Here is an 11,798-nt window from a genome sequence, read left to right as displayed (position 1 = left end):
CAGCGACCGCGACCCCACCAGCGAGGAGCCGACATCCACCGGACGCAGATCCGAACCCGCCACGAACTCCCGCAGCCGCTCCACCTGCGCACCCAACGCACCAGCCGTACGACCGCTCACCACGAACGGAACCACAGCCGGAGCGACACCCTCGGCCACCGGCTCCTCGACCTCCGGAGCCTGCTCCAGCACCACGTGCGCGTTCGTGCCGCCCATGCCGAAGGAGCTGACGCCCGCCACCAGCGGCCGGTCCGCCCGCGGCCATGCGCCGGCCTCGGTCTGGACGTGCAGGTTCAGCTCGGTGAGCGGGATCTCGGGGTTCGGGGTCTCGTGGTTGAGGCTGGCCGGGAGTACGCGGTGCTTCACGGCGAGGGCGGCCTTGATCAGGCCCGCGATGCCGGCCGCGCCTTCGAGGTGGCCCAGGTTGGTCTTCACGGAGCCGACGTGCAGCGGCTGGTCCGCGTCGCGGGCGCCACCGAGGACGGCTCCGAGGGCCGCGGCCTCGATCGGGTCGCCGACCGGGGTGCCGGTGCCGTGCAGTTCGACGTACTGGACCTGCCCGGGCTCGATGCCCGCGTGCTCGTAGGCGCGCCGCAGCACGTCCTCCTGGGCCGTGCGGCTCGGGGTGGTGAGGGAGTCGTCGCTGCCGTTGTTGACGGCGCTGCCCTTGATGACGCAGTAGATGTCGTCGCCGTCGGCCAGGGCACGGGCCAGCGGCTTCAGCAGAACGGCGCCGCCGCCCTCGCCGCGCACGTACCCGTTGGCCCGGCTGTCGAAGGTGTAGCAACGCCCGTCCGGGGACAGGCCGCCCCAGCGCGCGGAGAGTTCGGTGGTCTCGGCCAGGATGCTGAGGTTGACGCCGCCGACGATGGCGGTCTCGGACTCGCCGTTGCGCAGGCTTTCGCAGGCGAGGTGGACGGCGACCAGGGAGGAGGACTGGCCCGAGTCGACAATCAGGCTGGGGCCGTTGGTGCCGAGGAAGTACGAGATCCGGTTGGCGATGATGCTGCGGTGGATGCCCGTGGTGGTGTGCTGGGTGGCGCTGTCGACGCCGTCGCGGTAGATGAGCTTGGCGTAGTCGTCCCAGATGGTCCCGACGAAGACGCCGAGCCGGCTGCCCTTGACGTTCGCGGGGATGACGCCCGCGTCCTCGAGGACCTCCCAGGCCAGTTCCAGCATCAGGCGCTGCTGGGGGTCCATGTAGACGGCCTCGCGGGGCGAGATGCCGAAGAACGCGGGGTCGAACTCGTCGATCCGGTCCAGGAACGCGCCGTGGCCTTCGCCGGCCCAGCGGTCCGCGGGGATTCCGGTGACGGCGTGCTTGCCCGAGTTCAGCAGTTGCCAGAAAGACCCCGGAGTCGGTGCCTGCGGAAATCGGCAGGCGATTCCGACCACTGCGATCTCGTCATTCTGATCGACTGAGTCGCCATTTACGACGGATGCAGCGTCCATCATCTCTCAACCTCACCATAACCAAATCGACGGCATTTTCGAGATCGCGCACATTGCTTGCTCTCAGGTTCGACCCTAACGATCAACGTCCCTCTTGAGAGCCCCTAAAGTTCCCCTAGCCGCGGACCTGACAGATTCGGAGCGGGAAAAGCAGGGGGCGCGGCACCGGTGTTATGGTGCCGCGCCCCTGGGGGAAATCCCACGGAAACATTCAGACGACAAGTACCGGCTTCACGGTGCGGCCCTGTTCGGCGTCCTCGACGGCCTGCTCGATGTCGTCGAAGCCGTAGGTCCGGATGAGCTTGTCGAACGGGAACCGGCCCGCGCGGTGCAGCCGGATGAGCTCCGGGATGAGCAGGGCCGGCACGCAGTCGCCCTCGACGACTCCCTTGACCGTGCGCCCGAAGAGCTGCGAGATCCCGAGCGAGGCCTCCTGGCCCGCGCCGGCGGAGCCGACGATGGCCGCGGTGCCGCCGATGCCCAGGACGGCGACGGCGGTGCGCACGGTCTGCGGCAGGCCGACGGCGTCGACGGCGAAGTCGGCTCCGTGGCCCGTGAGCGCGAGCACGTCCTCTACGAGGGTGGGCGAGTCGGCGCGGAAGGTGTGGGTGGCGCCGAGTTCGCGGGCCAGCTCCAGCCGGCTGTCGTGCAGGTCGACGGCGATGATCGTGCCGGCGCTGACGATCCCGGCGGCCATGACGGCGGCCAGGCCGACCGCTCCCGCGCCGAGGACGACGATGCTGCTGCCCGCGGACGGCTTGAGGGAGTTCAGTACGGTTCCCGCGCCGGTCTGCAGGCCGCAGCCCATCGGGCCGAGGATCTCCAGCGGTACGTCGGCACAGTCGTCGGGGATCCGTACGACGCTGCGTTCGTTGACGACGGCTTCGGTGCTGAAGGAGGACTGGCCGAAGAAGTGTCCGCGCAGTTCCTCGCCGGCGGCGTCGCGGTAGGCGGTGCTGCCGTCCCGGCGTCCGCCCATCAGGTTGACGCCGAGGAAGGAGGAGCAGTGCATCGGGTGTCCGGTGCGGCAGCCGCGGCACTGGCCGCAGCTCATGGGGGCCAGTACGACCCGGTCGCCGACGGCGACCGAGGTGACCGCCGCGCCGACGGCCGTCACCACGCCGCTTCCCTCGTGGCCGAGTACGGCGGGGGCCCCGGGCGGCAGGACCTGATCGCGGGCGAGCAGGTCGGTGTGGCAGAGGCCGCTTCCGACGATGCGTACGGCGACCTCGTCGAGGCGCGGCCCCTCCACCTGGATCTCCTCGATCCGGAACGGCCCTCCCTTCTGCCTGACGATTGCCGCCTTGGTGACAGCCATGCGGTGGTTCCTTCCTGCGTTCACGAGTGGATGGGGTGGATCTGGATGGGTGGATCGGTGGGTTCACGACGCCCGCCCGGGCCCGACGACTGCGGACCCGGGCGGGGTGTCGTGGCTCGCGGTGGAGCCGAGAGGAGGAGGTCAGGCCGTACGGACGGCCCGTACCCCACCGTTCTCGAAGGCGAGGTTGTGCTCCTGCGCGACGGGCAGGTCCGCGAACTCGAACGGCGCGAGCGGACGGTCGGCCATGACCAGCCACGCCAGCCCGGTCCGCGGGTCCGCGAGGACGGTGTCCAGGGCGTCGACGACGCTGTCGACGCTGGAGACCGCCATCCCCGCCCGGGCCAGTTCCGCCATGCGGTCCGCGATCAGCGGGGTGTCGACGAGGCCGGGGCACAGGGCGTTGACGGAGATCCCGTCGGCCGCGAGGACCGGCCCGAGGGAGCGGACGAGGCCGACGACGGCATGCTTGCTCGCCGAGTAGAAGACCTCGTACGAGGGCCGCATCCCGGTGGCGCTCGCGGTGACGACGATCTTGCCGCCGGTGGCCTTGAGCGGGCCGTGGGCGGCCTGGATCCCGTACACGACGGAGTCGAGGTTGATGCCCATCAGCCGCCGGTACCGCTCGGGGTCGAAGCCCTCGCCGATGGAGGTGCTGCTGATGGTCCCGGCGTTGAGGTGGACGATGTCCAGCCGGCCGAACCGATCGACGGCGGCGGCCACCGCGGCCTCGTTGTCCGCGAGCTCGCGGACGTCGGTACGGACGAAGTGGGCGCCGGTCTCGGCGGCGAGCGCCGCCCCCTGCCCGGCGTCCACGTCCGCGATCACCACGGAACTTCCGTTCCGGATGAACCGTCGGACGGCCGCGGCGCCGATCCCGCTGGCCCCGCCGGTGACGAGGACTACGGGCTTCTCGGCGGTGTTCGATGACTGCGCCACTGGCTGCTCCACGCTCACGGGAGCTGCACGGACAGCTTGTGGCGGAAGATGTCCTTCGGGTCGTACTTGGCCTTGACCTGCTGGAGCTTGGCGTAGTTGCCCTTGTAGTACAGGGTCGTCCACGGGACGCCGGAGGTGTTCCAGGCCGGGTCGGCCAGGTCCGTGTCGGGCCAGTTGACGAAGCAGCCGTCGTAGCGGTCGTTCGGGACCGGGACGCCGCCGGTGTCGGCGTACAGGTCGCGGTAGAACTCGCGGTTCCAGGTCTGGTGCTTGGCGTCGTCGGCGGGCACGTCCCAGCAGCTGAAGACCGAGGCGAGCATGATCGCCGTGCGGTGCACGGAGGCGCTGGCGTTCTCGGCGGTGGCGTTGATCTGCCCGCCGAAGGAGCCGAGGCTGAAGCTGGACGCCGTGTGGGAGTACGTGGTCGACGTCAGCTTCGAGTAGATGAGCGCCGCCTGCTCGTCGGTGTACCGCTTGCGCAGCAGCGCGCCCTTGGTGCGGGAGCGCGGCGGGCCCGTGACGCCCATGGCCACGGCCGTGTCGGGGGCGTTCACGGTGGTGTACTGCCAGGGCTGACGGCCGGTGTTGAGCAGGAGGGGGCGCGCCGTGACGTTGGCGGTGAGCGCCGTCATGAAGTCGTTGAGCAGGGTCTCGTTGGCCGGGTCGGCCGGGTCGACCTGGGCGGAGACGAAGATCTTGCCCGCTTCCTTGCGGGGGGCGATCAGGGAGGCGTACAGCTGGTTGCCGCGCTGGCCGGGGGCGCTGTACTGCTCGTGCCAGGTGCCGAAGTTCTTCAGCAGCTGGATGAAGGACACCTGGTCCATGTCGGCCCAGTTCCAGATGGCGCGGGCGGTCATGATGGCCTGGGGCCGCTTGGGCAGCTGGTCCTGCGGCTTGAGGGAGGTGACGTTCGGCGTGCGCAGCCAGAAGCGGCTGACGACGCCGAAGTTGCCGCCGCCACCGCCGGCGAAGGCCCACCACAGGTCGCGGTTGGGGTCTGCGGCGTCGCGGGTGGCGATGACCGTCTTGACCTCGCCGGCCGCGTTCACGTGGTTGACCTCGACGGCGTAGAGGTGGTCGGAGACCAGGCCGTGCTGGCGGGAGAGGGCACCTACGCCGCCGCCGATGATGTGGCCGCCCGCGCCGACGGCGGGGCAGGTTCCGGCGGGGAGGGTGACGCCCCAGCCGTAGTCGAGGTTGCGGTAGATCTGGCCGAGCGTGGCGCCGGGCTCGATGCAGAAGGCCGCCATGTTGTCGTCGTACGTCACCGAGCGCATCTCGGAGAAGTCGATGACGACCTGGTTGGCCGGGTCCTCCACGAGGCCGGCGAGACCGTGGCCGCCGGAGCGGACCGCGATGCGCTTTCCGGCGGCGTAGGCGTCGGCGACGGCCCGGTTCACCTGGTACGGCGTACGGACGATCCGAAAGTATTCGGGATTGGCCTTGTACAGCTTGTTCCAGTTGCGAAGCTGAAGTTCCCCATAGCGGGGATCCGACGACGGGACCACAACCGAAGGGCTGTTCTCGATCTTTCCCGAAGGCGGCGGAGAACCCGGGTCGACGGCCTGGGCCACCTGGGGCACGGCGAGGCCGGCGGCCACGGCTCCGGCCCCCACAATGACACTTCGTCTGGCGTAAACGGACACAGCAAAGTCCCCTTGATGCATGGAATGCGGGAAGGTTGGAGTGATTTCCTAGGGGAGGTTATCGGCCATCACCGGAAAACAACTCCCCTAAGAAACCCCAACAATCAGCCGGCAGAACATGACGGACTTTCACCCGCTCACGGCCGCCGACACCGGTGTCGCACTACTTCGCAGCGGCGGCCTCGGGCCGCTTCGGCCGCACGTTGATGAGCGTGCCCGCGACCACGGCGCCGACGAGGGCGACGCCCGCCGCGACCGCACAGGCCAGGGCGAGGCCGTGGACCGCCGCCGCCTGCTCCGCGCCCGCCCCCGTGTGGGAGGCGAGGTACGTGGCGGCGGCGCTCGTCGAGACGGTGTTGAGCAGGGCCGCGCCGATGGAACCGCCCACCTGCTGCGAGGTGTTGACGACCGCGGAGACGATGCCCGCGTCCCGCGGTTCGGCCGCGGCCATGGCCGTCTGGAAGACGGGCACGGCGAGGTTTCCGACGCCCAGGCCGAAGAGGATCAGGGCGGGAAAGACGCCGGTGAGGTACCCGCTGTCCGGGGTGAGCCGGGTCAGGACGAGCAGCCCCGCGGCCGAGATGACCAGTCCGGCCGCGATCATGACCTTCGGCCGCAGGTGCATCAGCAGTTTGCTGGCCACCTTGGTGGAGTAGACGGCCGCCGTGACGATGTAGGCCAGGAAGGCCAGACCGGTCTTGAACGGCGAGTACCCCATGACGGACTGGAGCTGGTACGTCATCCCGAGGAACATGCCGAGCATGCAGAAGGCCGAGATGCTCATGGCGAGGAACGCACCGCCGCTGTTGCGGTTGGTGAGCACCCGCAGGGGCAGCAGCGGCCGTTCGGACTTGTGCTGGACCAGGACGAAAGCGCCCAGCAGCACGACGGCCGCGCCGAGCGCCCCGAGGATGACGGGAGAGTCCCAGCCCTCCGAACCGCCCTCGCCGAGGCCGTAGATGAGCGCCAGCATGCCCGCCGTGGCGAGGATCGCACCCGGGACGTCGAGCTTGGTGTCCGGGTTGCGCTCGGGGTTGACCAGGGCGAGGTAGCCGCCGATCAGGATGGCCGCGGCGAAGAGGATGTTGATGTAGAAGCACCAGCGCCAGTCGAGGTAGTCGGTGAGCGCTCCGCCGAGGATGAGGCCGGTGGCGCCGCCGGACATCGAGATGGCGGTGAAGATGCCGAAGGCCTTGGCGCGTTCGGCGGGGACGGTGAAGGTGCTGCTGATCAGGGAGAGGGTGGAGGGGGCGATCAGGGCGGCGAAGACGCCCTGCGCGGCGCGCGCGCCGACGAGCATCTCCGGCGTGGTGGCGGCGCCGCCGACGGCGGAGGCCAGCGTGAAGCCGATGACGCCGATCATGAGGGAGCGCTTGAGGCCGAGGACGTCGCCGACGCGGCCGCCGAGGAGCAGCAGCCCGCCGAAGGTGAGGGCGTAGGCCGTCACCGTCCACTGGCGGGACGCGTCGGTGAGGCCGACGGCCTCCTGGGCGGAGGGCAGCGCGACGGCGACGATCGTGGCGTCCAGCCAGACCATCAGCTGGGCGAGCGAGATGATCACCAGCCCCCACCAGCGGGTGTCGCGCGCGCCGGTCTTGGCGGCCGGGGCGCCGGCCATGGTGTCGGTCACGTGGCGCTCGTCTCGGTATAGGTGATGGCCCGCGAGGGGCACAGGTAGGCCGCCTCGCGGACGAGTGCGAGCTCGTCCGCGGGGACTTCGTCCTCCAGGACGATGACCGTGCCGTGCTCTTCCTGGTCGAAGAGGTCGGGCGCGGCCATGACGCACTGGCCGGCGCCGATGCAGACGGCGGTGTTCGCGGTGATGTGAAGGGTCATGGTGGGCTCCGTTACCAGGCCACCGGCAGTTCGGCGAGGCCGAAGACCAGGCCCTGCTTGACCTCGATCTCCTCCACGGGGGAGGCGAGGCGCAGGGTGGGCACGCGGTCGAACAGCGTGCGCAGCGCGACGTCGAGTTCGACGCGGGCCAGGTTCTGGCCGATGCACTGGTGGATGCCGAAGCCGAAGCTGAGGTGGTTGCGGACGTTGCGGTGGATGTCGAGCTCGTTGGCGCGCTCGAACTGGGCCTCGTCGCGGTTGGCGGCCGGGTTGAGGAAGAGGATGCCGTCGCCCTCGCGGATGGTGACTCCGGCGATCTCGATGTCGGCGGTGGAGACCCGCGACAGGCCGCCGGTGAGGGAGAGGAAGCGCAGCAGTTCCTCGACGGCGTTACGCCACAGGTCGCCGTCGGCCTTGAGCTCGTCGAGCTGCTCGGGGTGCTCGAGGAGGGTGAGGACGCTGAGGGCGACGGTGTTGGCGGTGGTCTCCTGGCCGGCGATGACCAGCACCAGGGCGTAGCGGACGAGTTCGTCGCGCTCCAGGGTGCCGTCCTTGACCTGGGTGACGAGGTCGTCGAGGAGGCCGGTGCCGGGGGTGGTCTCCTTGGCGATGAGGAGCTTGCCGAGGTAGTCGGCGAGGTCGCTCATCGCGTCGACGACCTGCGCGGGGTCGAAGCGGCGGTAGGTGAGGTCCTCGAAGTAGTTGCGGTCCTCGTACGGGATGCCGAGGAGCTGCGAGAGCACCATGGCGATGAGCGGCTTGACGTAGACCTCGAGGAGGTCGGCTGAATTGCCGGAGGCAACCATCTCGTCGGCGAGGGCGGCCGCGGTCTTCTCGATCTCGGGCTTGATCGCGGCGATCTTCTTGAGGGTGAAGCTGGGCAGGACGTCGCGCCGCTGCTTGGTGTGCTGTGGCGGGTCGGTCCTGATGAGGGCGCCGATGGCCGCCGAGCGCGGGGTCTGGAGCTGGGTGAGCGCCGGGATCGGCATGGGGAAGTTGGGGTGGAAGCGGTCGACCGACATGGCCGGGTGCGACATGAGTTCGCGGGTCTCGGCGTGTCCGGTCACGGCCCACAGGGGGCGGCCGTCCCACTGGCGTACGCGGGTGACCGGCCCGATGGCGCGCAGGTCCTCGTACTCGGCCGGCGGGTGGTAGGGGCACTTGCGGGTCATGGGCAGTTCGGGCAGCGCTTCCGTCGATTCGGACGCGAGCGTCTCCGTCATCGGGGATCGTCTCCAGTCTGGGTGTGTCGGGGTCGGGTCGAGGGCCCGCGGCTCAGGGGGCCGGGGTCAGGAAGTGGCCGTCGACGCGGACGAGTTCGCCGGTGACGTTGCTGTTGGCCGCGGAGCCGAGGAAGACGACGGTGTTGGCGACGTCCTCGGGGGAGGTGTTCCGCTTGGTGGCGGCGGCTTCGGCCGTGTAGTTGAGCAGGCCCGGCGACATGGGCTTGTCGCCCGGGGTGAAGCCGGGCAGGACGGCGTTGGTGAGGATGCCGGCGCGGCCGAGCTCGCGGGACATGACACGGGTCAGGCCGTGCAGTCCGGCCTTGGCAGCGGCGTAGGCGGAGCGGCCCGGGTAGCCGTCCTCGGCGAAGGTGGAGGAGATGTGCACGATGCGCCCCCACTTGTTGCGCCGCATGCCGCCGACGACGGCGCGGCTCAGCAGGTACGGGCCGAGCAGGTTGGCCTGGAGGGACGCGGCGAAGCGCTCGGCGGGCTCGGTCTCGAAGAGCTCGCCGTGCCCGGGGAAGCCGGGCATGGCGACGGCGTTGTTGACGAGCACGTCGACGCTGCCCCAGCGGTTGTCGACGGCCGTCAGGAACCGCGTGATGGAGGCCTGGTCGCCCTGGTCCAGCTGCTCGGCGACCGCCTCGCCGCCGGCGAGTCCGGCACGGCGCACGGTCTCCTGGGCGCCGCCGGGGTTGCTGTGGTAGGTCGCGACGACGTGGGCGCCCTCGGCGGCGAAGGCCACGGCCGCGGCCCGGCCGATCCCGCCGCTGGCGCCGGTGATGACGACGACCTTGTTCTTGAGTCCGAAATCCACGGTTCTCCTAGATTTGTTCTGTTTGTTCTTTGAATCGGGACATGCGTGAGCCGCCGCGGAGGTCGCGGCGGCTCACGCCCGGGATCAGCCCAGCCGGGAGCGGAGCTCCTGGCGGTCGGCGAGCTGAAGTTTTCGGTAGGTGCGGGTCAGGTGCTGTTCGACCGTGCTCACCGTCACGGACAGCTCGCGGGCGATCTTCTGGTTGGACACGCCCTTGGCGGCCAGCACGGCCACGCGCCGTTCGGATGGACTGAGCTGCTGGAGGCACACCGTGTTGCGGTCGTAGATCTTGTACCGCGGGGTGTCGCCCTCCAATTCGGAGAGCAGTCCGCCGCTCTGCAGTCCGGCGGCGACCGTGGCCAGCCCCGGGGTGCCGATGGCCTCCCGCAGCTGTTCGAAGATCGCCTCGCGGGTGTCGAAGCGGCTCTCCCCCGCGTCCAGGCCGGCGATGAGCAGCCCGGGCCGGTCCAGCGCCTGAACGATGTACTCGACGGACTTGCTGTAGTCCCCCATGGCCATGTAGGCCGCGGCCACCGACAGCCGCCAGGGGATCCGCCGGTCGTGGTCGAAGCCCCAGTCGGCCAGGATCCGTCCGCAGCGCAGGAAGTCCGCGAGTCCGAGCAGGTGGTCCCCGGTCGCCAGGTGGTGGTGGCCGCGGGCGTAGAGGTAGCCGAGCCCGTACCGGGTCTCGAACATGGACTCCGGCAGTCGGCGCCGCAGCAGCACGGCCCCCTTCACGGAGGTGCCGGCGAGGGTGTGGGCGTGCAGCAGCGTGGCCAGCGGTCCGCCGATCCGCACGCCCCAGCGGGACGCGGGCAGCATCCGCAGGGCGAGCGCGGCGTCCGCGACGGCCCCGGCGTGGTCGCCCGTACGCAGGGCGGCCTCGGCCCGCAGCGCGGTGAGCGAGGCCCGCCACGGCATGGCCTGGCGGTCCGTGCCGTCCGCGAGGAAGCGGTCGCACCAGGAGCGGGCCTGCTCGGCCCGTCCGCCGTGCACGTGCGCCCAGAGCGCGGCGAGCGTGGCCGGCGCCATCTCGTCGGTGAAGATGCTGCGCTGGAGTGCCTGGTCCGCGAGCTGGGCGGCGTGCCCCGGTTCGGTGCGGCCGGTCAGCGTGCCGGCGAGGGACCAGGCGGCGGCGTACCGGGCCCCCTGGACGGAGGTGGTGTCGATCCGCTGGCGCGGGGCCCGCTCGTCCACGGCCTGGCGCAGCAGCCCCGGGAACTCGGCGGCGACCAGGAGCTTGCCGGCCTCCAGGTCCATCAGGCGCAGGTCCTCGCGGGCCGTCAGGTCGTGGATGCCCTGGTCGATGCTGCCGAGGATGTCCCGGGCGTCCCACAGGGTTTCGAGCCGGCGGCCGGAGATGAGGAAGTCCTCGCCGGTGCTGCGCTGCGGCGAACGCGGCGGCACGGGGCCGTTGTGGAAGGACTCCAGCCATCGTGCGGCGTCCTCCGCCGACGCCCCGTCGTCCTTGAGCGCGACGGCGGTCTGCTTGCCGAGGGTCACCCGGCGCCGGCGGGGCATGTCGCCGAGGATGGCGCCGCGCGCCATCTCGTGGCGGAACCCGCCGGCCGCGAGCAGGCCCGCCGCGACGAGTTCGCGCGTGGCCTCCTCGACGACGGCGATCTCGTTGCCCGAGATCTCGGCGATCAGGCGCGCCGACTCGTGCTCCCCCGCGGCGGCGATGGCCTCGGCGATCTCCCGTATCTCGGGGTCCAGGCGGTGCAGGGTCTCCAGGACGGCGCGCGCGTATCCGGGGCCGATGGGGACACGGTCGCCCTCGCCGGGCGCCGGGTGCCGGTCCCGGTCCGCCGCGAGGTCACGCAGCAGGGCCGTGGTGACGAGCATGTTGCCGTTGGAGAGCCGGAGCAGCCGGGAGGCGGTGTCCGCGTCGAGGCCGAGGCCGAAGTCGGCTTCCGCCAGGGCGACGAGCTGCTCGGGCAGCAGCGAGGTGAGCGAGATCTTCCGGAACGTCGAACGGCCGGTCAGCTCCTGGGCGAGCCAGTGGAAGCCGTGCGGCGAACTGACCCGGTCGGTGGCCACGACCAGGACCGGGCGGTCGCCGATGGCCGAGGCCAGCCGCGAGAGGAACCCGGCCGAGGCGGGGTGTGCGTGGCGCAGGTCGTCGACGCACACGAGCACGGTGCTCCGGTACGACAGCTCGACGATGTGCGCGATGGCGTCGTCGGCCTCCAGCTCCTGGTCCTCCGGCGCGAGATCGGCGTCGTCCGGGAACTCGGCCTGCGCGCCGAGCAGCCGGCGGGCCAGACCCAGCGGGCCGGTCGGCATGAAGCGCGAGCAGTCGGCCCGGAGCACCAGCACACCGCGCTGCGCGGCGTATTCGGCGAAGGAGTGCAGAAGCGTCGTCTTGCCGGCGGCGACCGGGCCGGTCACCAGAGCGGTTCTTCCGTACCCCGCGGTCGCGTCGGCGAGAATGTCGCGGAGCACTTTCCATCCGAATGCATTGTGGATGGAAGTCATCAGGTTTATCCCCCAGTTTGCGTCTTCAGGCTGCTGCGCCCCCGTGGCCTGTACACCCGCGCGGGATCCGGTCCCGCGAGCGGGGC

Annotated in this window: 9 protein-coding genes; all 9 read right to left on the bottom strand. The window is 70.7% G+C overall.

Annotation, left to right across the window (positions count from 1 at the left end; genetic code table 11):
• On the bottom strand, positions 1–1,452 hold a 1,452-nt coding region (locus ACGFYU_RS31435), incomplete at its 3' end, for a type I polyketide synthase (protein WP_393830712.1).
• 211 nt (positions 1,453–1,663) lie between these two features.
• Positions 1,664–2,770: an NAD(P)-dependent alcohol dehydrogenase gene (locus ACGFYU_RS31430; RefSeq protein ID WP_393830705.1), complete on the bottom strand. Its 1,107-nt coding sequence runs from the start codon at positions 2,768–2,770 to the stop codon at positions 1,664–1,666.
• A gap of 141 nt (positions 2,771–2,911) precedes the next feature.
• Positions 2,912–3,709 carry an SDR family NAD(P)-dependent oxidoreductase gene (locus ACGFYU_RS31425; protein ID WP_393830704.1) on the bottom strand — a complete coding sequence of 266 codons (798 nt, stop codon included), beginning with the start codon at positions 3,707–3,709 and terminating at the stop codon, positions 2,912–2,914.
• Between the two features lie 14 nt (positions 3,710–3,723).
• A complete protein-coding gene (locus ACGFYU_RS31420) occupies positions 3,724–5,376 on the bottom strand; it encodes an FAD-dependent oxidoreductase (protein WP_393830703.1) in 1,653 nt (550 codons plus the stop codon).
• Positions 5,377–5,518: 142 nt separating this feature from the next.
• A complete protein-coding gene (locus tag ACGFYU_RS31415) occupies positions 5,519–6,985 on the bottom strand; it encodes an MFS transporter (protein WP_393830702.1) in 1,467 nt (488 codons plus the stop codon).
• On the bottom strand, positions 6,982–7,191 hold the full coding sequence (locus tag ACGFYU_RS31410; protein ID WP_393830701.1) for a ferredoxin: 210 nt from the start codon (positions 7,189–7,191) through the stop codon (positions 6,982–6,984). Before ACGFYU_RS31410 ends, ACGFYU_RS31415 begins: the two co-directional genes overlap by 4 nt.
• 11 nt (positions 7,192–7,202) lie before the next feature.
• Positions 7,203–8,414, bottom strand: coding sequence for a cytochrome P450 (locus ACGFYU_RS31405; RefSeq protein WP_393830700.1), 1,212 nt, complete (start codon positions 8,412–8,414; stop codon positions 7,203–7,205).
• Between the two features lie 52 nt (positions 8,415–8,466).
• Complete coding sequence (locus tag ACGFYU_RS31400; RefSeq protein ID WP_393830699.1) at positions 8,467–9,234, bottom strand: SDR family NAD(P)-dependent oxidoreductase; 768 nt, start codon at positions 9,232–9,234, stop codon at positions 8,467–8,469.
• A gap of 84 nt (positions 9,235–9,318) precedes the next feature.
• A complete protein-coding gene (locus tag ACGFYU_RS31395) occupies positions 9,319–11,679 on the bottom strand; it encodes an AAA family ATPase (RefSeq protein WP_393830698.1) in 2,361 nt (786 codons plus the stop codon).
• Positions 11,680–11,798 lie beyond the last annotated feature (119 nt).

Source organism: Streptomyces sp. NPDC048337 (genome assembly GCF_043201175.1).
Classification (GTDB): Bacteria; Actinomycetota; Actinomycetes; order Streptomycetales; family Streptomycetaceae; genus Streptomyces.
The sequence above is the reverse complement of the archived record's forward strand: the minus strand, read 5'-3'. Positions and strand labels throughout refer to the sequence as shown.

Coding starts and splice junctions, on each gene's coding strand:
- ACGFYU_RS31430 (WP_393830705.1), bottom strand. CDS start 2,770: ATGGCTGTCACCAAGGCGGCAATCGTCAGGCAGAAGGGAGGGCCGTTC.
- ACGFYU_RS31420 (WP_393830703.1), bottom strand. CDS start 5,376: ATGCATCAAGGGGACTTTGCTGTGTCCGTTTACGCCAGACGAAGTGTC.
- ACGFYU_RS31410 (WP_393830701.1), bottom strand. CDS start 7,191: ATGACCCTTCACATCACCGCGAACACCGCCGTCTGCATCGGCGCCGGC.
- ACGFYU_RS31405 (WP_393830700.1), bottom strand. CDS start 8,414: ATGACGGAGACGCTCGCGTCCGAATCGACGGAAGCGCTGCCCGAACTG.